Annotated in this window: 22 protein-coding genes and 1 pseudogene; 17 read left to right on the top strand and 6 right to left on the bottom strand. The window is 64.1% G+C overall.

Annotated elements, in window-relative coordinates; genetic code table 11:
* Nucleotides 1–108 precede the first annotated feature (108 nt).
* From RFA01S_RS25410 to araA, 8 genes are read left to right on the top strand one after another with little or no spacing between them, the layout of a single operon-like run.
* The gene (locus RFA01S_RS25410; protein ID WP_032368885.1) at nucleotides 109–1,110 is read left to right on the top strand and encodes an ABC transporter substrate-binding protein; all 1,002 of its coding nucleotides are present in this window, start codon (nucleotides 109–111) and stop codon (nucleotides 1,108–1,110) included.
* 10 nt (nucleotides 1,111–1,120) lie between these two features.
* Entirely contained in the window at nucleotides 1,121–2,752 is a 1,632-nt protein-coding gene (locus tag RFA01S_RS25405; RefSeq protein ID WP_052060864.1) for a sugar ABC transporter ATP-binding protein, read from the top strand.
* Complete coding sequence (locus RFA01S_RS25400) at nucleotides 2,749–3,813, top strand: ABC transporter permease (protein ID WP_080729054.1); 1,065 nt, start codon at nucleotides 2,749–2,751, stop codon at nucleotides 3,811–3,813. Before RFA01S_RS25405 ends, RFA01S_RS25400 begins: the two co-directional genes overlap by 4 nt.
* Before the next feature lie 8 nt (nucleotides 3,814–3,821).
* Complete coding sequence (gene yjfF, locus RFA01S_RS25395; RefSeq protein WP_081371420.1) at nucleotides 3,822–4,847, top strand: galactofuranose ABC transporter, permease protein YjfF; 1,026 nt, start codon at nucleotides 3,822–3,824, stop codon at nucleotides 4,845–4,847.
* Nucleotides 4,844–5,905: a LacI family DNA-binding transcriptional regulator gene (locus RFA01S_RS25390; RefSeq protein ID WP_238325166.1), complete on the top strand. Its 1,062-nt coding sequence runs from the start codon at nucleotides 4,844–4,846 to the stop codon at nucleotides 5,903–5,905. The genes yjfF and RFA01S_RS25390 overlap by 4 nt, the downstream gene beginning before the upstream one ends.
* A complete protein-coding gene (gene araB / locus RFA01S_RS25385; protein ID WP_032408127.1) occupies nucleotides 5,895–7,568 on the top strand; it encodes a ribulokinase in 1,674 nt (557 codons plus the stop codon). Before RFA01S_RS25390 ends, araB begins: the two co-directional genes overlap by 11 nt.
* Entirely contained in the window at nucleotides 7,565–8,242 is a 678-nt protein-coding gene (locus tag RFA01S_RS25380; RefSeq protein WP_032408128.1) for an L-ribulose-5-phosphate 4-epimerase, read from the top strand. The genes araB and RFA01S_RS25380 overlap by 4 nt, the downstream gene beginning before the upstream one ends.
* 36 nt (nucleotides 8,243–8,278) lie before the next feature.
* Nucleotides 8,279–9,763: an L-arabinose isomerase gene (araA, locus tag RFA01S_RS25375; protein ID WP_027496160.1), complete on the top strand. Its 1,485-nt coding sequence runs from the start codon at nucleotides 8,279–8,281 to the stop codon at nucleotides 9,761–9,763.
* A gap of 18 nt (nucleotides 9,764–9,781) precedes the next feature.
* On the opposite strand, the gene RFA01S_RS25370 is transcribed toward araA, so the two are convergent.
* The 4 genes from RFA01S_RS25370 to RFA01S_RS25355 form a co-directional block, all read right to left on the bottom strand.
* Entirely contained in the window at nucleotides 9,782–10,720 is a 939-nt protein-coding gene (locus RFA01S_RS25370) for a TAXI family TRAP transporter solute-binding subunit (RefSeq protein WP_081371416.1), read from the bottom strand.
* Between the two features lie 25 nt (nucleotides 10,721–10,745).
* Nucleotides 10,746–12,110, bottom strand: coding sequence for an MFS transporter (locus tag RFA01S_RS25365; protein WP_032372988.1), 1,365 nt, complete (start codon nucleotides 12,108–12,110; stop codon nucleotides 10,746–10,748).
* A gap of 123 nt (nucleotides 12,111–12,233) precedes the next feature.
* Nucleotides 12,234–13,649 (bottom strand): sensor histidine kinase, encoded by a 1,416-nt coding sequence (locus RFA01S_RS25360; RefSeq protein WP_027496157.1) that lies wholly within the window; start codon nucleotides 13,647–13,649, stop codon nucleotides 12,234–12,236.
* Nucleotide 13,650: 1 nt separating this feature from the next.
* Nucleotides 13,651–14,310 (bottom strand): response regulator transcription factor, encoded by a 660-nt coding sequence (locus RFA01S_RS25355; RefSeq protein ID WP_032385566.1) that lies wholly within the window; start codon nucleotides 14,308–14,310, stop codon nucleotides 13,651–13,653.
* A gap of 172 nt (nucleotides 14,311–14,482) precedes the next feature.
* Here RFA01S_RS25355 and RFA01S_RS25350 point away from each other — a divergent pair, with 172 nt between their 5' ends.
* The 4 genes and pseudogenes from RFA01S_RS25350 (at nucleotide 14,483) to RFA01S_RS25335 (ending at nucleotide 17,921) form a co-directional block, all read left to right on the top strand.
* A complete protein-coding gene (locus RFA01S_RS25350; protein WP_032408129.1) occupies nucleotides 14,483–14,770 on the top strand; it encodes a hypothetical protein in 288 nt (95 codons plus the stop codon).
* 69 nt (nucleotides 14,771–14,839) lie between these two features.
* Nucleotides 14,840–16,237, top strand: a pseudogene (locus tag RFA01S_RS25345) (LLM class flavin-dependent oxidoreductase); the annotation flags it as partial.
* Nucleotides 16,238–16,644: 407 nt separating this feature from the next.
* Entirely contained in the window at nucleotides 16,645–17,406 is a 762-nt protein-coding gene (locus tag RFA01S_RS25340; RefSeq protein WP_237606486.1) for a hypothetical protein, read from the top strand.
* Nucleotides 17,407–17,447: 41 nt separating this feature from the next.
* Nucleotides 17,448–17,921 carry a hypothetical protein gene (locus tag RFA01S_RS25335; protein ID WP_032408131.1) on the top strand — a complete coding sequence of 158 codons (474 nt, stop codon included), beginning with the start codon at nucleotides 17,448–17,450 and terminating at the stop codon, nucleotides 17,919–17,921.
* Between the two features lie 25 nt (nucleotides 17,922–17,946).
* On the opposite strand, the gene RFA01S_RS25330 is transcribed toward RFA01S_RS25335, so the two are convergent.
* Nucleotides 17,947–18,513 carry a TetR/AcrR family transcriptional regulator gene (locus RFA01S_RS25330; protein ID WP_032372992.1) on the bottom strand — a complete coding sequence of 189 codons (567 nt, stop codon included), beginning with the start codon at nucleotides 18,511–18,513 and terminating at the stop codon, nucleotides 17,947–17,949.
* A 79-nt stretch (nucleotides 18,514–18,592) separates the two neighbouring features.
* On the opposite strand from RFA01S_RS25330, the gene RFA01S_RS25325 reads away from it, so the two are divergent.
* The 5 genes from RFA01S_RS25325 to RFA01S_RS25305 all read left to right on the top strand — a co-directional run bounded on the left by RFA01S_RS25325 (nucleotide 18,593) and on the right by RFA01S_RS25305 (nucleotide 23,617).
* The gene (locus RFA01S_RS25325) at nucleotides 18,593–19,387 is read left to right on the top strand and encodes an SDR family NAD(P)-dependent oxidoreductase (RefSeq protein ID WP_032408208.1); all 795 of its coding nucleotides are present in this window, start codon (nucleotides 18,593–18,595) and stop codon (nucleotides 19,385–19,387) included.
* Nucleotides 19,388–19,432: 45 nt separating this feature from the next.
* Complete coding sequence (locus tag RFA01S_RS25320; protein WP_032408132.1) at nucleotides 19,433–20,383, top strand: alpha/beta hydrolase; 951 nt, start codon at nucleotides 19,433–19,435, stop codon at nucleotides 20,381–20,383.
* Nucleotides 20,384–20,425: 42 nt separating this feature from the next.
* A complete protein-coding gene (locus RFA01S_RS25315) occupies nucleotides 20,426–20,959 on the top strand; it encodes a DUF6924 domain-containing protein (RefSeq protein WP_032408133.1) in 534 nt (177 codons plus the stop codon).
* 49 nt (nucleotides 20,960–21,008) lie between these two features.
* Nucleotides 21,009–22,067 carry a GGDEF domain-containing protein gene (locus tag RFA01S_RS25310; RefSeq protein WP_052053756.1) on the top strand — a complete coding sequence of 353 codons (1,059 nt, stop codon included), beginning with the start codon at nucleotides 21,009–21,011 and terminating at the stop codon, nucleotides 22,065–22,067.
* 62 nt (nucleotides 22,068–22,129) lie between these two features.
* A complete protein-coding gene (locus tag RFA01S_RS25305) occupies nucleotides 22,130–23,617 on the top strand; it encodes an FAD-dependent oxidoreductase (protein WP_032408134.1) in 1,488 nt (495 codons plus the stop codon).
* A 30-nt stretch (nucleotides 23,618–23,647) separates the two neighbouring features.
* Here RFA01S_RS25305 and RFA01S_RS25300 read toward each other — a convergent pair whose 3' ends face one another.
* The gene (locus tag RFA01S_RS25300) at nucleotides 23,648–24,055 is read right to left on the bottom strand and encodes a DoxX family protein (RefSeq protein WP_032385784.1); all 408 of its coding nucleotides are present in this window, start codon (nucleotides 24,053–24,055) and stop codon (nucleotides 23,648–23,650) included.
* Between the last annotated feature and the right edge of the window lie 80 nt (nucleotides 24,056–24,135).

Raw genomic sequence — 24,135 nt, 5'->3', positions numbered from 1 at the left:
TCACAAATTTTTGGAATTCAAACGTTTCAAGTCTTGACGCGGCCCGATGTTAACGCTCACACTGTGTTGCACACGTCACAGTGGAGTGGCGACATTGAGGAGATCACCATGGCGTCGAAGACAATTTTTGCGGCGAGCGCGCTCATTCTGAGTGGTGCGATCGTCCTGAGTGCGTGCAGTAGCGGAGGCGGCGGCGACGCGTCCGGCGGCGGTGACGGCGCAACGGTGCTGGGCTTTTCCCAGGTCGGTGCCGAGAGCGGATGGCGCACGGCCAACACCACCTCCATCCAGGACGCGGCCAGCGCTGCCGGCATGGAGTTGAAGTTCTCCGACGCGCAGCAGAAGCAGGAAAACCAGATCAAGGCGATTCGCACCTACATCCAGCAGAAGGTCGACGTCATCGCTTTCAGCCCCGTCGTCGAGACGGGATGGGAGCCGGTCCTCCAGGAAGCCAAGCGCGCGAACATCCCGGTGATCCTCACCGACCGCTCCGTCGACACCACCGACGATTCGCTGTATGCCACGTTCCTCGGCTCCGATTTCGTCGAGGAGGGCAAGAAGGCAGGCGATTGGCTGGTGCAGAACAGCGCCACTGCGGACACCACCGGCGACGGCAAGATCAACGTGGTCGAGCTGCAGGGAACCACCGGAGCCGCTCCCGCCATCGACCGGGCCGAGGGATTCCGCGACGCCATCGGCGGCCAGTCGAACATCGCGATCACCGCGTCGCAGACCGGCGATTTCACTCGTGACGGCGGCAAGCAGGTGATGGAGTCGTTCCTCAACTCCAATCGAGGCCAGATCGACGTCGTCTTCGCCCAGAACGACGACATGGGCCTGGGCGCAATCCAAGCCATCGAAGCAGCCGGGCTGGTACCCGGAAAAGACATCAAGATCATCACCGTCGACGCCGTCAAGGACGGAATGCAAGCACTGGCGGACAAGAAGATCGACTTCATCGTCGAGTGCAACCCACTTCTCGGACCGCAGCTGATGGAGCTCACGGACAAGGTCGTCAAGGGCGAGGACGTTCCCAAGAGGGTCGTCACCGAGGAGACCACCTTCACGCCCGACCAGGCGGCAGCAGTACTCGCCGACCGCCAGTACTGAAAGTCGACGCATGCATACCGACACCGTTCCCACCGCGGAGCCGATCCCCAGCACAGAGCCGACTCCACTCGTGGAGATGAAAGACATCTCGATCACCTTCGGTGCCGTCCGAGCCCTCGACGGGGTGTCGTTGCGGCTCTTCCCCGGCGAGGTGCATTCGTTGATGGGTGAGAACGGTGCCGGTAAGTCGACGTTGATCAAGGCACTGACCGGGGTCTACTCGATCGACAGCGGAACCGTCACGATCGACGGAACCGTCCACGAGTTCGCCACTCCCAGCGCGGCCCAGGCTGCAGGTATCAGCACCGTCTATCAGGAAGTGAACCTACTTCCGAATCTGACTGTCGCAGAGAACATGCTCCTGGGCCGCGAGCCCCGACGCCTACCCGGAAAGCTGTTGGGGGTCATCGGCGGTATCGACACGCGAGCGATGAACCGCCGTGCCAGAACGACTCTCGACCGGCTGGGGCTCGACATCGAGCCGTCGTCGGTCCTCGGGGACCATCCGATCGCCGTGCAACAGCTCGTCGCCATCGCCCGTGCAGTCGATGTCGACGCCCGCGTCCTCATCCTGGACGAGCCGACCTCGAGTCTGGACAAGGACGAGGTCGAAACCCTGTACTCCGTCATCGAGCGGCTGCGGGAAGACGGAACCTCGATCGTCTTCGTGTCACACTTCCTCGACCAGATCTACCGGATCTCCGACCGAATGACGATCCTGCGCAACGGAAAGCTCGTCTCCGAGCGCCTGGTCGCCGACACTCCGCAGTTCGAGTTGGTCGAGTTGATGATCGGGCGAGAACTGGACACCTTGCGCGAACTCGACAGCCGCGAGCCGGTGATGGTTTCCGACGAACAGACGCCCGTCGTGGAGGTGTTGGGCATTGGACGCAAGGGCGCACTGGAAGCAACCGATCTGCGTCTGCATGCGGGACAGGTCGTCGGCATCGCAGGTCTGCTCGGGTCCGGCCGTACCGAGCTTGCTCGCCTGCTCGGTGGAGCCGATCGATCGGACTCGGGATCGATCGAAGTGCATGCGACCAAGCACCGCATTCGCAGTCCACGCCAGGCCGCCGATCAGCGCATCGCCCTCACCAGCGAGGATCGCAAGGCCGACGGTGTGGTGGCCGATCTGACGGTGGCCGACAACATGCTGCTCGCGCTGCAGGCCAAGCGTGGATGGCTTCGTCCCATCCCTCGTGCCACCCGCACCAAGCTCGTCAAGGAGTACATCTCTGCACTCGACATCAGGCCCGCCGATCCGAACGCGTTGATGCGCAACCTGTCCGGCGGCAACCAACAGAAGGTTCTCCTCGCCCGCTGGCTCATCACCGAACCCGAACTTCTGATTCTGGACGAACCGACACGCGGAATCGACATCGGTGCCAAAGCGCAGATCCAAACCCTGGTGGCCGATCTGGCCGCGCGCGGAATGTCGGTGGTGTTCATCTCCGCCGAGCTCGAAGAGATCCTGCGCCTCAGTGACCGCATCGTGGTCATGCGAGATCACCGCAAGATCGACGAACGAATCAACGACGGTGTGTCGGTCGGCGACGTGCTCGCCACCATCGCAGCCGGGGTGCGCACCGACGAACCCGTCGCGGCCGCCACTTCGACCACCGACAGGAATGTCGCATCATGACCGAAACCCTCGAACCATCGGCCGGCGCGCCCGCTCGCGCACGTGCCGCCCTCGCCCAGCCGGTCGTCTGGCCGCTGCTGGCTCTGATAGCTCTGATCGTCGTCAATGTCGTTGTGACACCGGACTTCCTCGACATTCGAATCGAGAACGGTGGCCTGTTCGGAAATATCGTCGATATCGCACGCAACTCCGCACCGCTCATTCTGGTGGCCGTCGGCATGACGCTGGTGGTGGCGACCCGCGGCATCGACCTCTCCGTCGGCGCGGTGGCAGTCATCGCTGCCGCCGTGGCGTGTACTCGCATCGTCGCGGCCCCGGACGAGGGTGCCACCACGACGATGATCATGGCTGTTGTCTGGGCACTGGGAGCATGTCTGTTGCTGGGTCTGTGGAACGGCCTTCTGGTGTCGGTCTTCGGGATTCAACCCATCATCGCGACGCTCATTCTGATGGTCGCCGGTCGTGGCCTGGCCATGTTGATCACCGACGGAAACATCACGACCGTCAACAACCCGGCTTTCAGCACGCTCGCGTCGGGGACGCTTCTCGGACTTCCACTGGCCCTGATCATCGCTCTCGTGGTCGTGGCAGCAACCGCACTGTTGACCCGGCGGACCGCACTGGGGATGCTCGTCGAAGCCGTCGGAATCAACCCGGAGGCAAGCAGATTGGCCGGTGTCCAGTCGCGGACGATTGTTTGGACGGTCTACGTGTTCGCCGCGGTGTGCTCGGGAATGGCCGGTCTGATCATCGCTGCGAACACCAACTCGGTGAACGCGAACAGTCTGGGCCAGTGGATCGAGCTCGACGCCATCCTCGCTGTCGTCATCGGCGGTACTGCTCTGACCGGTGGTCGATTCTCCATCGCCGGCACCGTCGTCGGTGCCCTGCTCATCGGCACACTCACGCGCACCATCACCAATGTCGGTATCCCCTCCGAGGCCAACTACCTGTTCAAAGCGGTCGTCATCATCGTGGTCTGCCTGTTGCAATCACCACGAGCCCGCGCATCACTGCGGACGTGGTTCCGCACCGACTCCACCAAGGCGGTACGACCGTGAGCGACCTCATGACTGCTCCCCCCACGACTACCGCGGCAGCACCGGGCCCCGCGCCCTCGACCTGGGACCGCGTGAAGCGGTACTCCCCACCGTCTCGGTTTCTGCCGGTCATCGCCACGTTCGCGCTGTTCGTCGGTCTGTTCGGACTCGGCGAATTCCGCTACAGCGGCTTCGCCGATCCACAGGTGTTCCTGTCACTGCTGATCGACAACTCGTTCCTCATGGTCCTCGCGGTAGGGATGACCTTCGTCATCCTCACCGGCGGAATCGATCTCTCCGTCGGGTCCGTCGTCGCACTCTCGACGATGATCGCCGCGCGCACACTGCAATTGGGCTGGCCACCGCTGCTGGTCATGGCCGTGGTGTTGCTGTGCGGTGCCGTGCTCGGCACCGTCATGGGTGCCCTCATCCACTATCTGCAGATTCAGCCGTTCGTCGCCACACTCGCGGGGATGTTCCTCGCCCGGGGCCTGTGCTACATGATCGGTGTCGAGTCGATCCCGATCACCGACGACACGTTCTCCTCGATCGCATTCGCCGTCATCGAACTTCCCGGCGGCTACACCATCACCTGGAGCGTGGTGATCGCGCTGGCCACGGTGGCGATTGCTGCATACGTGTTGGCCTGCACTCGTTTCGGACGTTCGGTCTACGGCATCGGTGGCAACGAGGCGTCCGCGCTGCTGATGGGGCTCAAGGTGGCGGCCGTGAAAGTCGGCGTCTACACGATCAGCGGATTCTGCGCGGCGCTCGCCGGCCTACTGTTCTCCTTCTACGCACTGTCGGGCTACAGCCTCAACGCCGTCGGCATGGAGCTCGACGCCATCGCCGCGGTGGTGATCGGCGGAACGCTGCTCACCGGCGGGCGCGGGTACGTCCTCGGCTCGCTGGTGGGAGTCCTGATCCTCGGTGCCATACAGACTTTCATCGCCTTCGACGGAACCCTGAGCTCGTGGTGGACGCGAATCACGATCGGAGTGCTGCTCCTGGTGTTCGTTCTCGCCCAACGTCTGCTGACGGCGAGAAAGAGGTGACCAACACAGGGATCGACGGTAAGGCACCGGTCATGACCGACGTCGCCCGATTGGCCGGGGTATCCCATCAGACGGTCTCGCGGGTCATCAACGGTCAGAACAACTTACGCCCCGAAACCCGCGACCGGGTACAGAATGCCATCGACCAACTGGGCTATCGTCCCAATCGTGCCGCCAGGGCACTGGTCACCAAACGCTCCGCGTCGATCGGAATCATCGGCTCCAAAGGCGGGTTCTGGGGGCCGAGCACCACGCATCGCACCGTGCAGAGCGCGGCACGTGATGCCGGATTCTCCGTCAGCGCAGTCAGTCTCGCAACGCTGACACACGACGAACTCGTCGGCGCACTGCATCACCTGCACGACCAGGGCGTCGAGGGCATCGTGTTGATCGCCGCCACCGACGACGCTGTGGCAGCGGCTCGATCCGAGGAGTCCGTCGTTCCCGTCGTGGTAGTCGAAGGTGACCCCTCCACCTCGACCTGGACCGTGGGCATCGATCAGATCGGCGGCGCTCGGTTGGCCACCCGACACCTGATCGAGGCAGGTCACCAACGCATCGTGCATCTGTCCGGCCCGCAGGGATGGACCGAATCTCGCGGCCGTGAACAAGGGTGGCAGGATGCGCTCGACGAGGCCGGGCTGGCGTGGACACCGGTCCTCCGCGGCGACTGGTCCGCACGCAGCGGCTACGAGAACGGGCTCCGCCTCGCCGAGGACCACACCGTCACGGCCGCGTTCTGCGCCAACGACCAGATGGCCCTCGGCTTGCTGCGCGCCTTCCACGAGAGCGGCCGCCGTGTGCCCGAGGACTTCGCCGTCGTCGGATTCGACGACATCCCCGAGGCTGCTTTCCTGATCCCACCACTGACGACGGTCCGCCAGGACTTCACCGAAGTCGGCAGACGCGCAATCGACGTCCTGCGCGCGGCACTGGACAACACTGCCGCACCCGAGGCGTCCATCGATCCTGAACTCGTCGTTCGATCGTCCAGCACCACTGCACCGAAACCGTCCACAACCGTTGCACCGCAACAAGGAGAATCGCATGTCCAATGACCGCTACACGGTAGGAGTGGACTACGGCACTCTCTCCGGCCGTGCCGTAGTCGTCCGTGTGTCCGATGGTGCCGAAATTGCATCTGCCGTACACGAATACAGCCACGCCGTACTCGAGGAGACCCTGCCCGGCAGTACCGTGCGACTTCCCGACGCGTGGGCTCTGCAGGTGCCGGACGACTATCGCGACGTCCTACGCCGCGCCGTCCCCGCTGCGATGGCCGCCGCGGGCATCGCGCCGGAGCAGGTGGTGGGCATCGGGACCGACTTCACCGCATGCACCATGGTGCCGACCTACGCGGACGGCACGCCGCTCAGCGAAGACCCGCGGTTCGTCGATCGCCCACACGCATACGTCAAGCTGTGGAAACACCATGCGGCGCAGGGACAGGCCGACCGGATCAACGAACTGGCCGCCCGTCGCGGTGAGAGCTGGCTCCCCCGCTACGGCGGCTTGATCTCCTCGGAATGGGAATTCGCCAAGGCGCTGCAGATTCACGAGGAGGACGCCGAGATCTACGAGGCCATGGACCGGTGGGTCGAGGCGGCCGACTGGATCGTCTGGCAACTGTGCGGAAACTACGTGCGTAATGCCTGCACCGCGGGATACAAGGGCATCTATCAGGACGGCAAGTACCCTTCCGTCGATTTCCTCACCGAGCTCGCGCCCGGGTTCGGTGGGTTCGTAGCCGAGAAGCTCGACCAACCACTGGGCGAATTGGGCTCGCGTGCAGGCACGTTGACCGCCGAGGCCGCGGCATGGACGGGATTGCCCGAGGGCATAGCCGTCGCGGTCGGAAACGTGGATGCGCACGTCACGGCCCCGGCTGCGGGTGCCGTCGAATCGGGCCGCATGGTCGCCATCATGGGAACATCCACCTGCCACGTCATGAGTTCGACCGTGTTGAACGACGTTCCGGGTATGTGCGGCGTCGTCGACGGCGGCATCGTCGCGGGGTCGTACGGGTACGAGGCGGGCCAGAGCGGGGTCGGCGACATCTTCGGGTGGTTCACCCGCACCGGAGTTCCCGCGTCCTACAGTGAAGCGGCAACTGCCGCAGGCGAGTCCGTGCACGAATACCTGACGCGGCTCGCGTCGGCCCAAGAGGTGGGCGAGCACGGTCTGGTCGCGCTCGACTGGCACAGCGGCAATCGGTCGATCCTGGTCGATCACGAACTGTCCGGCCTGGTCATCGGATCGACGCTTGCGACGCGGCCCGAGGACACCTACCGCGCACTGCTCGAGGCAACGGCATTCGGCACCCGCGTCATCGTCGAGACGTTCCGCGACAGCGGCGTTCCCGTCGAAGAATTCGTCGTGGCGGGAGGTCTGGCCCGCAACCCACTGCTGATGCAGATCTACGCCGACGTGCTACGAATGCCGTTGTCCGTCATCGCGTCCGCACAGGGCCCCGCATTGGGCTCCGCCATCCACGCGGCAGTGGCCGCAGGCTGCTACCCGGACGTGCCGGTGGCGTCGAAATCGATGGGCAAGGTTCGCCGCGGTGCGTTCGTTCCGGACGAGTCCCGCTCGGAGGCATACGACTCGCTGTACGAGATCTACCTGGAACTGCACGATCGCTTCGGTCGGGACGTACCGACCATGCGCCGGCTGCGATCACTGCGTCGCGCAGCCCTGACGAGGAAGCTGGAAGCGAAATGACAGTTGTCGACGATGTTCGCGAGATCGTCGAGGAGATTCGCAAGGACGTGTGCGCACTGCACGCGGAATTGGTGCGCTACGGGTTGGTCGTGTGGACGGCGGGCAACGTGTCCGCGCGCGTTCCCGGTCGAGACCTCATGGTCATCAAGCCGAGCGGCGTCTCCTACGACGACCTGACACCGGGCAACATGGTGGTGTGCGATCTGCACGGTCGAGTGGTCGAAGGAGACCACGCGCCGTCCTCGGACACCGAGGCGCAGGCCTACGTCTATCGGCACCTCGACCACATCAACGGTGTGGTGCACACTCATTCGCCCTACGCGGTGGCGTGGGCCGCGCGCGGAGAACCCATTCCGGTCGTGACCACGATGTGCGCCGACGAATTCGGCGGCGACATCCCGGTGGGTCCGTTCGCCGTGATCGGCGACGACTCGATCGGGCGCGGCATCGTCGACACCCTCGCCGACAGCCGCTCTCCGGCAATACTCATGCAGAACCACGGCGTCTTCGCGGTGGGCTCGTCGGCCCGATCTGCGGTGAAAGCGGCGGTCATGTGCGAGGACGTGGCCCGATCGGTGCACCTGTCATATCAACTGGGACAACCGCTTCCCATCCCCCGCGCGTCGGTCGACGCACTCTACGACCGCTACCAGAACGTCTACGGCCAGCGCTGATCAGCGCCACATTTTTCCACGGAAGGTACATTCTCCATGTCCGAAGTATGGTTTCTCACCGGCAGTCAAGGCCTCTACGGTCCCGAGACGCTCGAGCAGGTGGCAGTCCAATCACGGGAGATCGCAGACAAACTCGACGGCGCACTGCCGGTATCCGTCGTCTGGAAGCCGGTGCTGCTCGACGCGTCCGCGATCCTGCGGTGCATGCGGGAGGCCAACGCCGCCGAGGACTGCATCGGCGTCGTCACCTGGATGCACACTTTCTCGCCGGCCAAGATGTGGATCGCAGGCCTGGACGCGCTCGATGTTCCACTGCTGCACCTGCACACGCAGGCCGGAATGTCGTTGCCCTGGTCCACGATCGACATGGAGTTCATGAATCTGAACCAGGCTGCGCACGGTGATCGCGAGTTCGGGCACATCGAGTCCAGGGTCGGCGTACTGCGCACCACCATCGCGGGCCACGTCGACAATCCGTCGGTACGGACGCGGGCGGAACAGTGGGCGCGCGCGGCACTCGGCCGGGCCGAATTGCGTTCGCTGAAACTGGCCCGCTTCGGCGACAACATGCGCGACGTCGCAGTGACCGAAGGCGACAAGGTGGAGGCACAGCTGCGCTTCGGCGTCTCCGTGAACACCTACGGCGTCAATGATCTCGTGGACGTTGTCGACAGCGTCAGCGAGTCGGCCGTCTCGGAACTAGTCGACGAGTATCGGTCGCTCTACGACCTCTCACCGAGCCTCGACAAGGACGGGGATCGTCACGACTCCCTCCGCTACGGCGCACGCGTCGAAGCGGGAATGCGGCAGTTCCTCACCGACGGCGGGTTCAAGGCGTTCACCACCAATTTCGAGGACCTCGGCGGCCTGCGTCAGTTGCCAGGATTGGCGGTGCAGCGACTGATGGCCGACGGTTACGGCTTCGGCGGCGAGGGCGACTGGAAGACGTCGATGTTGTTGCGCGGCATGAAGGTCATGGCCGAGGGACTGGAGGGCGGTACGTCCTTCATGGAGGACTACACCTACCACCTCGTCCCCGGTGAGGAGAAGATCCTCGGTGCACACATGCTGGAGGTGTGCCCGTCCATCACGACGTCTCGTCCGACACTGGAAATTCATCCACTCTCGATCGGCGGCCGCGAGGATCCGGTGCGGCTGCGATTCACGGCCGATCCGGGGCATGGCGTCGTCGTCGGACTGTCCGACGTCGGTGAGCGATTCCGATTGACGGCCAACGTGATCGACGTGGTCGAGCCCGACGAGGCGCTGCCGAAACTACCCGTGGCATGCGCAGTGTGGGAACCGCAGCCCTCACTGTCGGTGTCGGCCGAATCGTGGTTGACCGCAGGCGCACCCCACCACACGGTGTTGAGTACCGCCATCGGTCTGCCTGTGCTGGAGGCATTCTCGGACATGATCGGTGTCGAGCTGCTCGCCATCGATTCCGGCACCACGACGCGTGGGTTCCAGCAGACTCTCCGATGGAACGCGGCGTACCACCGACTCGCAGCGAGGTTGTGAGCTGGTAGTGCCCGCCGTCTAACCGTGTCGAGCGCGGTATTCCTCTTCGGCCCCGGGGTGCAGAGGAATACCGCCCGTCATGACCAGTGAGCGTGCGTCGAGAAATTGGCTGCCGATCGCTTGCCCGGGGACCAGGGCCGACGATCGGTCGAGCAGAACGCTCACCAGTGCGGCGACAACTCGGTTCGGCACATCGGGGTGGGCCAACAGCAGATTCGGGATTCCGACGGTCGTCACCCCCGGGTGCGAGCCGTACACGTTCGCCGGAACCGGGACCGCCTCGTACGCGGTGCCGAACGCCCGACGCAGGTTCGGAACTAGACTGCCCAGTTCGAGCAACCGGATCTCGCTACTCGGGTCGGCGAAAGCCGGGGTCGGCAATCCACCCGCCCACATCACCGCGTCGATCTCGTTGTCGGACAACGCGGTCGCTGCCGCCTTCATCGACAATTGAACTTCACGAACTGCATCCGGTCCCGAGACGCCGGCCGCGTCGAGGATCCGATGCGAGAGAACCGTCGCCCCCGATCCGGGCGCGCCGGTACTCACTCGTCGTCCCCGTAGATCGCTCGCTGCGAGGATGGTCGAATCGGCCCGCACAGCGACCTGAAAGTAGTTCTCGTAGACACATCCGACCGCGGCCAGGTCGGTACTCGGGTGGCTGTATGCGGCGTCGATCAGCGTCATCGCCAGTTCGGCACGACCGGAGATCAAGGCGTCGAGGTTGTCGAGAGAACCGGATGTCGTGAGCGGCACTACCTCGACCTCCGACATTCCGGCAGCCGCGTCGGACAGCAGGCCGGAGAACTCCCAGAAGAAGCCACCCACCTCGCCCGCCGCCAGGCGAAGTTGCATCGGCGGGTCCGTGGCGCAGGCTCCCATGGCCGCCGCGGTCAGCGACACGACACCGGCCCGCAGAGCTGTTCTTCGAGAGAACAACGCAGCGGGCCGGAGCATCTCACTCACTGTAAGTCGTCATAGGTCAGGCGAAGGCCTTGCCCTGCTCCCTGTCGAGGACGGTCTCGGTCTTGTTCCGCAGCACGAAGATGTACACCAGGAGCGAGATGCCGATGACGACGGTCACGTACAGAATGAACCACCCGACGTGCCCACCGTTCTTCGCTGCCTGGTAGATCAACGGAGCGGTACCGCCGAACGCAGAGTTCGCCAGCGCGTACCCGAGGCCGACTCCCAATGCGCGGATGTGCGAGGGGAACAATTCGGCTTTGACGATCGCGTTGATCGAGGTGTAGCCCGTGAGGATGACGTAGCCGACGCAGACCAGCGCCAATGACTGCACCACCGACGTCGCCGACGGCAGATACGTGATGAGCACGTAGGTGTAGAGCACGCCGCCGACGCCGAAGAAGACCAGCAGAGGCTTGCGTCCCACCTTGTCGCTGATCAAGCCGCCGATGGGCTGCAGCAACATCAGGAAGATCAGCCCGAACAGGTTGATCCAGGTCCCGGTCATTCCGCGGTCCTCGTACGCTGCCTTGATCATCGAGGGTGCATTGACGCTGTAGGTGTAGAACGCGATGGTGCCACCGGCGGTCACCATGAAACAGATCAGCAGAGCGCGCCAGTGCTTTCCGACCAATTCCTTGAGAGATCCGGACGCCTGATCGGCACCGCTACGAACTGCCTCGAGCTGATCCTTGGTCAACGACTCGTCCATGCTGCGGCGCAGCCAGAAGACAACCACTGCGGCGACGCCACCGATGAAGAACGCTATGCGCCAACCGAAGTCCTCGATCTGCTCCCGCTCGAAGAAGACCTGCATGAGCAGCAGCGTGACCTGCGCCAGAACGTGGCCGCCGATCAGCGTGACGTACTGGAACGAGGAGAAGAATCCGCGACGCTCACGAGTGGCGGCCTCGGACATGTATGTCGCCGACGCTCCGTACTCACCACCGGTGGCGAAGCCCTGCACCAGACGGCACAGAATCAGAATGACCGCGGCCCATACACCGATGCTCTCCCGGCCGGGGGTGAACGCGATGACCATCGAGCAGGCCGCCATCAGCGAGACGCTGAATGTCAGTGCAGCTCGGCGACCGTTCCGGTCTGCGTAGCGTCCGAAGAACCACGAACCGACCGGACGCATCAGGAACGTGACCGCGAAGATCCCGTAGACGTAGATGGTCGAATTCTTGTCCGCCGAATCGAAGAACTGATTCTCGAAATACGTCGCGAAGACGGTGTAGACGTACACGTCGTACCACTCGACGAGGTTGCCCGACGACCCACGAAGTGTGTTGTAGACGGCGCGACGGGTGGCTGCGGGAGACGAGACCGGCGGGTTCGCACGAGACGAACCAGCGGTCGAAGTGGCCTCGTTGGCCATGGGCAGGTCCTTCCACAGATAGCTTGCGGGTGGGTCGCCGAACGCGTGACGGCAACCGAAGTCCTTCTACTGTGACCCCCAGCACAGCGAGAACCAAGCTGTTTCGCGTTTCCTAACACTCCCTTAGGACAAGGACCCGCTCGAGCCGTGACGCGGGAGCAGCATTCGGACGATCAAACCGGACGGTCGATGAGCGTCGACCTCGAGGCGTCCTCCCACTCGTTCGATCAGGGCCGCGACTATTGCCAGGCCGAGCCCCGTTCCGGTCCCGTGAGCACTCGATGCCCGAAAGAACCGGTCCGCGATCATCGGTAATTCGGCAGCGGATACACCCGGGCCGGTGTCGGTGATCGACACCACGACGTGATCGTCGCCGGCTCGGCAGTCGATGTCGACATCCGCTCCCGAACCGGCGTACTTGGTCGCGTTGCTCAGGATCGCGTCGAGCATGCGCACCAGGTCTTCCTCCGGTACCGCAGCAGTGTGATCGGCTCCCGGGTCGGGATCCGCGACACGGACGGTCAACCCGGCCACTGTCAGTGCGTTCGACCAGAATCGGACTCTGTCGGTGAGCACGAACAGTACGTCGCACGCGGTCTCGCGATGCAGAACCGGCGTCTCGGCAGCAGCGAGCACCAGAAGATCCTCGACGACGGAGTCGAGCCGATCGACCTCCAGTGTCGTTCGCTGGTGCGCTTCGGCGACCGATTCGGGCACCCGCATTCCCAACACGTCCAGTCGAATTCGTAATGCCGCCAACGGGTTACGCAATGCATGGGCGGTGTCGGCCACCAGACGACGCTGCGCAGCGGTCGCGTTCTCCACATCGTCTGCCATCGCGTCGAACGCACGCGAGAGCGCTCGAACCTCGGGCGGACCGACGTGTGCGTCCGACTCGAGACGTGGCGAGTCGTCGAGAGGCCGGCGATCGTGAAAGGCGTCGCCGAACGATTGGACTCGCATCGACAACGACGTCAGTGGACGAACGACCCAGCGCGACAACGCAGCAGCGATCAGCGCCACCGTGGCCAAGATCAGCAGCGCACCGACAGCGATCACCGCCCACCCGATCGCCACATCCCGGCGGGCCGCGTCGGTGGAGGCTGCAATCACCACGGCACCGTCGACCTGCGTTCCCCCACCGATCGGTGCTGCCACCAGTACCGACGACGGCGACCACGGCGTCACACTCGACGGAAGGCCACCGCGTTGATTGCGCAGGGCACCGGCCACCGCCTGTTGAACGTCCGTGCGCGTCGTATCCAGACCCGATGCAGCACGGACCGCTCCGGTGCGGTCGACCACCACGATCCCCTCGCCGTACAGATCGTTGTAGCGCTGCACCGACTCTCGGATTCGAGAATCACCCGACTCGTCCTCCCGGGAGCTCAGTTCCGCGAAGTACGTTGCAGCGGCAGCTCGATTCTCACCGAATCGTTGGGCGCGTTCGCGCCCCAGCAACAATCCCAGCGGAACCGACAGCGCGAGAACGACGACGGCCGAGTAGACCATCAGCACCACGAGAACCCGGCGCCGCACGTCAGCCGTCCCAGCGGTAGCCGAAGCCGCGGATCGTGGCGATGGTCCCGGGTCGGCCGAGCTTGGCACGCAACGTCGTCATGTGCACGTCGAGCGATCGCGAGATCGCCACGTACGCATCGCCCCAGATCGCATCCATCAGCTGTTCGCGGCTCACCGCTTCACCACGTCGGGTCGCCAGGTGCGCAAGCAGGTCGAACTCTTTGGTGGTCAGCCCGATGTCTCGCCCGTCGACTTCGACACTGCGCCCGACGAGATCGACGACCACGTCGCCCAACTCGAGCCGATCCACCGCCGCATCACTCGTTGCGCTCCGACGCCGCGCCGCCACTTCCAGCCTCGCGTGCAACTCCCCCAATCGAGCGGGCTTGACGACGTAGTCGTCCGCGCCCGCGCGCAGAGCTCGGACCACCGACCGCTCGTCGTCCCGCGCGGTCAGCACCACCACGGGCACCGAACTCAGGGTCCGCAGCTTACGAAGCGCCTCGAGGCCGTCCATGTCGGGCAGGCCGAGATCGAGGAGAACGACACCCATGCCGTGGTACCCGAGCAGCAGGTCGGCACCGCGGCGCATCCGGACAGGGTCGTGCCCCACCTCGGTCAGCGCGTCCACCAACGCGTCGCCGACGCCGTCGTCGTCCTCCACCACCGCTATTCGCATCGCCTCGAGATTAGGCCACCATCCGCTCTCGCACGCTCGGCGACCGTTGGCCAGGCTTCGAATCAGGGTGATTCGAACCGTCGCTGCACGGACTCGGACGGGTTAGCTTCGGTAACGATGCTCGATTCGTGGTGGACGTCGGTCTGCCCAACAGTGAGGACAGTCGCACCGCATGGCGCTCAACAACGGAACTCTGATCCACCTGGTCGCACGAGAGGGAAAGCAGGACGAGGTCGCCGCGATCCTGGGCGAAGCACTCGGATCGGTGGCGCGGGATCCGCAGACCGCGACGTGGTACGCGTATCGAATCACCAACACCGAGTTCGGAATCTTCGGTTCGTCCGAAAGCAAGGTGCCCCTCGGCCAGGACGGCCATCGGGTGCTCACCCGACTGTCCGACGACCTGCTCGCGCACGCGCCGTCGGTGCAGTCGTTCGACGTGCTCGCCTCCAAGGTCTGATGTCGACCGACCTGCGATGAGCAGCAGGTTCACCCCAGTACTCCGACCCGCTGATCGAAAGAGCCGAACATGAACGCAGGGCCCGACACCGCACGCAAGCAGCTGGTACTGAGCGCTTTCGACATGGCGTGCGTGGTGCACCAGAACCCCGGCATGTGGACCGACGCCGATGACCAGACTCACCGCTACACCGACATCGAGTACTGGGTGGAATTGGCCCAGACGCTGGAAGCGGCGGGTTTCGACATCCTCTTCCTGGCCGACGTCCTGGGGTTCTACGACGTGTACGGCGGCAACCGAGACGCCGCACTGCGTACAGCTGCGCAGGCACCCGTAGCCGATCCGCTGTTGACGATCTCGGCCATGGCCGCGGCGACGAAGACGCTGAGTTACGGTGCGACGGTCTCGTCCACCTACGAACTGCCGTACAAGTTCGCCAAGACCATGACGACACTCGATCACCTCACCAAAGGCCGGGTGGCGTGGAACGTCGTGACGTCCTACCAGCAGAGCGCAGCAGTCAATCTCGGCCTGACGCAGCAGATCTCGCACGACGAGCGGTACGAGATCGCCGACGAGTTCATGGAGGTCTGCTACAAGCTGTGGGAGGGCTCGTGGGAAGAGGACGCGGTGGTGCGCGACCGCGCTCGTGGCGTCTACACCGAGCCGTCCAAGGTGCACGACATCGACCATGCCGGTAAGTACTTCACCGTTCCCGGTGCGCATCTGGGCGAACCGTCCCCGCAACGCACGCCGTTCCTGTTCCAGGCCGGGGCGTCGGCCCGGGGGCGCAAGTTCGCCGCCAAGCACGCCGAAGCGGTCTTCCTCGTCGGAGTCAACCCCCACGACGTTCGCCCCATCGTCGACCAGTACCGCATGTTGGCCGCCGAGCAGGGACGCGATCCGCGAAGCCTGAAGATCATCATGATGCTCACTCCCATCGTCGCCGCGACCGACGAGGCCGCGCACGAAAAGCTGCTGCAGGTTCAGAAGCACGCCCAGGTCGACGCCGCTCTGGCATTGTGGGGCGGATGGACCGGAGTCGATCTCTCGGGAGCCGACCCCGACAAGCCGTTGGACCAGTTCCGAGGCGACGGCATCCGTGCGTTCAGCGACATGCTCACTCGGGTCGACAGCGAATTGGTATGGACACCACGCAAACTGGCGGAGTGGCTGTGCGTGGGCGGCATGAGCGCGAGCATCGTGGGCTCACCGAAGACGATCGTCGATCACTTCGAGGAGTGGATCGAGATCGCCGATGTCGATGGCTTCAACATCGCTCGCGTCACCAACTTCGAAACGTTTCGCGACTTCGGAGAATTGATCACCCCCGAACTCCGTCGCCGTGGATTGATTCCCGACACCAACCGCACCGAACCCACCTCCCTGCGTGAACTGGTGCTGGGGCAGCCCCGTCTGCGCGACGACCATCCCGGCGCGGCCTTTCGGCCCGCCGCGACGACGGGTCCCCGTCCGGCCCCGCCGACGACCATTCGTGTCGCACCCCGCAATGTCGGACTCCTGGTCACCCTCACCGCCAAACCCGACACGGCAGACGCCCTGGAAAACTGGCTCACCGAGATGCACGCCCACGCACTCGACGAGCCGGGCACCACAACCTGGTATGCAATCAAGTTGAGCGAGAACACGTTCGCGATCTACGACACGTTCCCCGACGAGGACGGACGCCAGGACCACCTGCACGGCAGCATTGTGAAGTCCCTCCGCGAACGCCAGCAGGAGCTTCTGGCCGAGCCGCCGACCATCCGTCAGGTGGACCTGCTCGCAGTGAAATCCTTGTTGACGGTCTGATCGACGAACGTCAGCGGCTGGATTCTCCCGGCTGCTACCAGAAATGACTGGACGTGGCTGACATGATCGAAGACATGATCATCACCCCGTCCGTCGAGCAGTTCCGTCGATTGGCACAGTCGTCTCCGTGGCGTTGGAGAACTGTCGAGCTCGCATTCGTGCGCGCCGGTCACACAGCTCCGGTGCACGCATGGATTCGACGCCCGGGATACCTTCGCGTGGAGAACGCCGCTGGTGAAGTCGTCGAAGTATCCTCCGTGACAATCCCATTCGACGAGAGGGCAGCTGTGTACTCGAACGGAGCCGATGCCGACCGTCCCAGTGCACTGTGGGCATCGGATACGACACCGGTGTTCGACGCCGATGGGTTGGTGTCGGCGTTACCATCGGAAACGGATTCGTGGTTCGTGGACTGGGACGATCCGTTCTACGAGAACTACCAGTGGATCGCGATGCTCAACCCGATCGAACTCACTCGTTCACCGCACGACCATTCGTCCGCCGCGACAGGCACCGACGTATCCGAGGTCGAGGTAGTCGAGCACGGCGGGCGGCAAGCGTGGGAGGCCATCGTCTGCACCACTCCGGAGTACGACGCCCGATGCGAATGCTGCGCATTACTGAGCGGGTACTACGACTTCGATACCGGGCACTGGGTTCCCGGGCCGCCGGTATCCGTGAGACTCGACGTACAGACCGGAATCTGTGTCTACGTCGGTCCGACCACGGACGGTCCGACCGATGACTGCGACATCGACGTGACGATCCTCGCCGTCGACGAAGCTATGGACGACAGCATGTTCGTGCGGGGTGGCCGAACATAATTCGGTACCGCCCCAGCGCGCTCGTATGCCAGCCTGAAGCGATGGAATGGCAGGCTTTCGAATGCGTCGAGGAGTGGCGTCTTCCGTTCGTCCCGGACTCCGGTCACGGCGCACCCACTCGGATCGTCGACGCGTGCGGTGCCGTGGGGCGTGATCTGTACTGCCGCAAGCACGGCAGCGAACAGCACATCGAGCGGTCGGAATGGACGATCGCACTGATGGAGACCGGGCACTGCCATGTCGGGCTCGAACCCGTCCTGCATCACCGGACGCCCGCCCTCGAGCAGTTCCGGGGCTTCTCGTTCGGCGCGTTGCATATCGATCAAACGCTCGCCGAGGCCACGGTCGTCGTTGCCGACTCGGTGCAGGGCGAACTCGCAGGCTATTACCCGTTCATCCAGTGGCCGATCCAGGAGAAGCGACTGCTCCTGCCGGTGGTGCGCGACGGAACGGCCGTGTGGCGGGACCCGCGGACCGACCTGACTGTTGCCGAGATCGGGCTGCTGACCGACTGACCACGAGATCCGCAACGCACCAGAGTCATTCGGTAGAGCTGGTACGCGAAACAGGCGGTATGGTCGCGACCAATCGATCGATCACCGAACGGACGACCTCCGGAGCCGGGGCGTGCGTCAGCAATCCCTCCACGACGAACGTCCCGATGCGCAGCATCGCATCGGCTTCGGACCCGGACAGTCCAGCCTTCTCGATATCGGAAGCGAACAACGATTCCGCGAAGTGGTGGAAACCGTTGTGCCAGTGTTCGATTGCTGCCGACTTGGCAACTCGGTCGTGCACCGTCGATACCAGAGGGCCCACCCTCTGCAGTTGCTCCACGAGCCAGACCAAACGGTCGGCCAGGGATCGATCCGCGACGGTCGCATAATCTGCCGCGTCCTCGGCCGCGATAGCGGTCAGCACTGCGACCAGGATGTCGTCCTTGTCGTCGAAGTACCAGTACACGGTGTTCGGGGTGATCCCGACAGCTTTCGCCAGACGGCTGATCGATGCGCGCTCGAAACCGTCGGATACGAACATCTCGCGGGCAGCGGCGACGATGTCGTCGCGCTTGCTCTCTCTGTCGTGCAGTCCGCGATTCTTGGGCATGTCCCGGAGTTTATCTTGAATGTCATTCAAGACACTGCTACCGTTCTTGATGACCGTTCAAGAGATGGAGACGTGGCAGATGTCGAACACCGGACGCACAGCCCTGATCACCGGCGCATCCGCAGGCATCGGCGCGGCCTTCGCCCGTCACCTCGCCGCCGAGGGACACAACCTCGTTCTGGTAGCCCGTCGCGAGGATCGGTTGACTGCACTGGCAAACGAGCTCACCACGCGCCACAGCGTGCGGTGCGACGTGGTGGCCGCCGACCTGGCCGATCGCGACGCTCCCCGCGCGATCATGGAGCGCACGCGAGCCCTGGGTGTCGACATCGACATACTCGTCAACAATGCTGGAATGTCGGGGAATTCGAAGTTCGCCGACGCTCCATTCGAGTCGCTGGCCGCGGAGATCCAGGTGATGATCACGGCGGTGACCGAACTTGCTCACCTCACTGTTCCTGGCATGAAAGAGCGAGGATACGGACGCATCGTCAACCTCTCGTCGCTGGCGGCCCTGCTTCCGCCCGCAGCCAGTCTGCTGTACACCGGCATCAAGTCCTACGTACTCGACATGTCGCAGTCACTCGACATGGAGCTGCGTCCCCACGGCATTCACGTCACCGCGCTCTGCCCGGGCTTCACGCACAGCGAGTTCCACGACGTCATGGGGACCAGGGAGGCGGCCACGTCCAAGCTCCCCTCGATCCTCTGGCAGAACCCCGAGGACGTCGTCCGCGAGGGATGGCGCGCGGTCGAGAACGGCACTCCGGTGTGCGTGCCCGGGTTGGTCAACAAAGCGACTGCTGTTGCAGCCAAACCGATTCCGACACGTATCGGGTACTACCTCGGTCGGACACTCAATCCCTTCAAGTAACGAGTTTCGATCCATACAGTCTTTGCTGAACAGAGGAACAATCGCATGATCACCGACGACCACACCGGTTTCACCCGTACCGAGACGTCATTCCACTCGAACGGAGTTCGTTGCGCTGCTACGGTTTTCCGGCCGAGCAGCCCGGCCTCCGACCGTCTGCCGGTGATTGTCATGGCCCACGGGTTCGGCAGTCCCCGAGCCATGCGCTTATACGCCTACGCGGAGCGTTTCGTCGCGGCCGGTTACGTGGTGTGCGTCTTCGACTACCGGTTCTTCGGGGACAGCGAGGGCGAACCGCGCCAGTTGTTGGACGTGAACGAACAGCTCACCGACTGGCGAAACGCAGTCGACTTTGCTCGCTCATTGGACGGAGTCGACAACAATCGGGTCGTCGGCTGGGGGACGTCGTTCGCCGGTGGCCACGTACTGACGTTGGCGGGCAACGGTATTCGATTCGCAGCCGTCATCGCCCAGGTACCCCACATCGACGGCATTGCTGCCGTTCGCGCAACCGGATTGCGACAGGCTGTGCGGCTGGCACCGGCCGCCATGTCCGACGCTGTGCGCGCTGTCCTCGGCCGATCGCCGCGCTACGTCGACAGCGTCGGACTACCCGGCCAACGAGCCGTGATGGTCTCGCCCGACGCGATGAAGGGGCGTGACCGTCTCGTCCTCGAGTCCGGACTGTCCGACGGCGACTACCCCGAAACCGTCGCTGCACGAATCCTTCTGAAGATCTGGCGCTACTCCCCCGGAAGAACGATGTCGCGTATCGACTGCCCCACTTTGGTGCAGATTGCGTCCGAAGACACAGTGACCCCGGCGTCCGTCGCACAACGCGCCGCGGCGAAAGTTCGCGGTGCGACGGTTCGAACCTACGTAGGCGGTCATTTCGACCCGTACGTGGAGCCGCTGTTCTCCTCGGTGATCGGAGATCAGCTGACCTTCCTCGCCGATACTGTGCCCGTGCCACTCCGGGCTGTCCCCTCCGCCTGACCGCACGTTCGGTGCACCCCACAGTTCTCGGATTGGATCACCATGCCCGACGGCGCGAGCAGCTCCGAACTCTGGCTGTTGCGAACATATTTCGGCGAGGACGACGACGCAATCTGGACGTCCTTGACGGAGTCGGCGCGCAGCACACGATCTGTCGTCCCGGGTGCCGAGCTGGTCGTGTCGTCAGACCGAACACAGTGCCAGCAGCGTATTCGACGGGTCGTCGCACGACTGGCGACGCGCGCCGAGGCGAACGACGGACTGTATGTCGCGCTTGCCGACAAGCAGACGTTCGCGCGCCCGGGTCGAACGCTGCTCACCATCGACTGTTCGGCGGTTCCGCGCAACGCCGAACGCATACCCTCGACTCGAATGACTCCGGACAGTGCCTTCCGGTTGGGCATCGACGGGCATGCACCGAAGATCGAACCGGCCCGGTTGTCGAAACCGAAACAGGCGACTACGTTTCACCACTCCGAGCCCCTCGCCGCCGACCTCGCCGACCGTGTCGGGGAGGCAGTCCGAGCCAGTCTGCGCTGGCGATCGGACATGACACGAGACGGTTTCGGTGGGTAGACATCGGGACTCACCGGCAAGACGTGCGCCCACCGAGCGACCGGCCGGCATGCGGGCGAACGACGAGACACCCGACCCGCTGCTGCGGACGGGGGTTGTCGTTCAGACTCTGCTGTTCGGGCTGCTCGGCATCGGCACCACGTTCACGCAGGACGGCCCCACCGAAGGACTCGGCACCGTACTGACCTACGCCGTGTGCATCAGCACGATTCCCGTCGCCCGGATCATGAGCAAGGCCGAATTCGGGATGGACTGGTGGTCTCGCCGCGCACCCGTCAACAACTGGTTCGTCGTGTATTGCGAACTCGGTGTCACCGTGGTGACGGCAACCTACGCTGATCCTCTTGCAGCGCTTCAGGGTGCGATGCTTCTCGCACTGGTCGGTGCGTACGCCGCGCACTTCGCTCGACCGAAAGTGATCTGGTTCCACGTCGTGTGGAGCACGGTGTACATGCTCGTACTCGGAGCATCAGCATTGGCGACAACCCCTACCGACACCGTATCGGTCGTCCTACGAGTCGTGGTGGCCATCACGGTGATCAACGGCGCTGTCACGCTGCTGTCGGCGTTCTCACGAGCAGTACTGCACTCCTCTCGGGTTCATCTGTCCGACGCGATGACCGACCCACTGACCGGAGTGCTCAACCGGCGAGGCCTGGAAGCCAGAGCAGTCGGTGCCGGCAACGACCCCGTTCGCCCGGCCTTGGTGCTGATCGATATCGACCACTTCAAAGCCGTCAACGACCACCACGGCCACTCCGCGGGCGATGTCGCATTGAGGCTGACGGCAATGCGATTGACCATGAGCGCCGGGCGACACGCGGCGGTCTCACGACTGGGCGGCGACGAATTCGTCGTCCTCGTCCCGGATCCGACACCGACGCTCGGCGAATTCGCCGAGCGCCTTCGGCAGGCCGTCCATAACGTCGCGGACGACATCCCGATCACCGTCAGCGTCGGTGCCGCACTGCCACAGGTGGATCCACGCTCCACCCGCACCGTGTTCGACCGAACACTCGCCGCCGCCGACGAGGCTTTGTATCGCGCGAAACGCAACGGCCGCAATTGCGTCGCTCTTGCGCGTCCGCCCGGCGATATCGTTCACTGACGACGGCGTACGGCGATCTGGTTTTCCGGGTTTCGCGACGACGAAGGCGGGAACTCGGTTGTATGCCGCCCAACTCGCTCTGGCTCGACCGACCCGACCGCTTGCCCTACCGCGCGATCGATTTCACCCAGAAGTACGACACCGTGGTCATCGGGGCCGGACTCACAGGTTTGGTCACCGCCCTGCTGTTCGCACGAGCCGGAGAACGCGTCGCGGTGCTCGAAGCCCGCACGATCGGTGCCGTCGCGACGGGAAACACGACAGCCAAGATCAGTGTTCTGCAGGGCACGAAGCTGTCGTCGATAGCGTCGAAACATTCGCACCAGCAGGTGCGGCGTTACGTGCAGGGCAACACTGCTGGGCAGCAATGGCTGCTCGAATACTGCGCGGAGCGGGGTATAGCGGTCCAACGCGAGACGGCGTACACGTACGCCACGACCAGCTCCGGTCTCACCGCCGTTCGCGATGAATTGCGCGTCGCTCTCGGTGCCGGACTGAACGCCTCCTACGGCACCGACACCGAACTTCCCTTCGATGTCGCCGGTGCCGTGTCTGTTCCGGACCAAGCTCAATTCGATCCGATGGACGCCCTCATTGCCTTGGCCGAGGACGCCTCGAGCGCGGGTGCGGACATCACCGAGGGCACCCGAGCTCTCGGTGTGAGACGAAGGCTTCGTCACGTCGACGTCAAGACGGATCAGGGCCCACTCCGCGGGTCGCGGGTCGTCTTGGCCACTGGCACACCCATTCTCGATCGCGGTGCATTCTTCGCTCGAATGGAACCGATGCGGTCGTATGCCGCCGCGTACGAGATCGACGGCGACGTTCCACGCGGAATGTACCTCTCCGCCGACTCCCCCAGCCGATCGATCCGGTACGCGCCCACCCCGGCCGGCGATCTACTCCTCATCGGTGGAAACGATCACGTCGTCGGGCGCGAGTCTTCTCCGCAGGCCCAGGTGAACGACCTCGACGAATGGACCGCAGAGAACTTCCCCGGGGCCCGACGACGATACAGATGGTCCGCGCAGGATTACGGGTCGATCGACGCGCTGCCGTACGCCGGACCACTGCTGCCCGGCGACGATCGCATCTGGGTCGCCACCGGGTACGACAAATGGGGAATGACGAACGCCGCGGCGTCCGCGCTCGTTCTTGCACAGCGGGCGTTCGGCGGTCGAACCGACTGGGCCGGCGCGTACGACAGCTGGAATCTGCGCCAACTCACCGGCATCGTCGACGCGATCCGTATCAATGCCAACGTGGGACTGAACATGGCGAAAGGATGGGCGAAGCCGATCACCGGGGGCTCGAAAACCCCACTGGTCGAGGGTAAGGGCCACATCGAGCCCGGCATCGCACCGAAGGCTGTCTGCACCGTCGACGGCGTCACCCACCGCGTGTCTGCGGTGTGCCCACACCTCGGCGGCATCGTGGCGTGGAACGATGCCGAGAAGTCCTGGGACTGCCCGCTGCACGGTTCGCGTTTCGCTGCCGACGGCTCCGTGTTGGAGGGTCCCGTCACGTCGGGCCTGAATCCGTTGTCCTGACCCTTACATGTGTCGGCAGGCGGCGTCTCACTACCGCACGATCGGCATGACCTGACGCACCTTCGGATCCCGTAGGTACAGCGCACCCCATGCAAGAATCCCGACGTAGACCGCGAACAGGACCGTGCTGAAGAGCGGCTTGTCGACCCGCCAGTTGGTGAGAACGGCACCACCGAGATAGCCGGTCAGGAGAACGGCACCCAGAAATGCGGTGCGCGGCACCAAGTACAGCACCAAGCACACCAGTAACACGACGCCGATGACGGGCGTCATCTCGTCGCGCAGCCCCAATTCCACCGTCGCGTCTTTCACCTGCTGCACATTCAGCAGTTTGCCGACGATATCGAAGATCAGAAACAGCGCCAGCAGGCCGGTGAGGACCCAGCCGACGCGCGCAGCGGTACGTGACGTGGTTGCAGGAGTGGTCGTCGTGGTCATGATGTTCTCCGATGTTCGAGATGCACGATGTCGCCGGTATCGACTGCCGTCGGTACGGAAATTCACCGCGGCCCCGGATT

The sequence above is a fragment of the Rhodococcoides fascians NBRC 12155 = LMG 3623 genome, from assembly GCF_001894785.1.
GTDB lineage: Bacteria > Actinomycetota > Actinomycetes > Mycobacteriales > Mycobacteriaceae > Rhodococcoides > Rhodococcoides fascians.
Note: the sequence above shows the minus strand (reverse complement) of the source record. Positions and strands in the feature narration are given on the sequence as shown.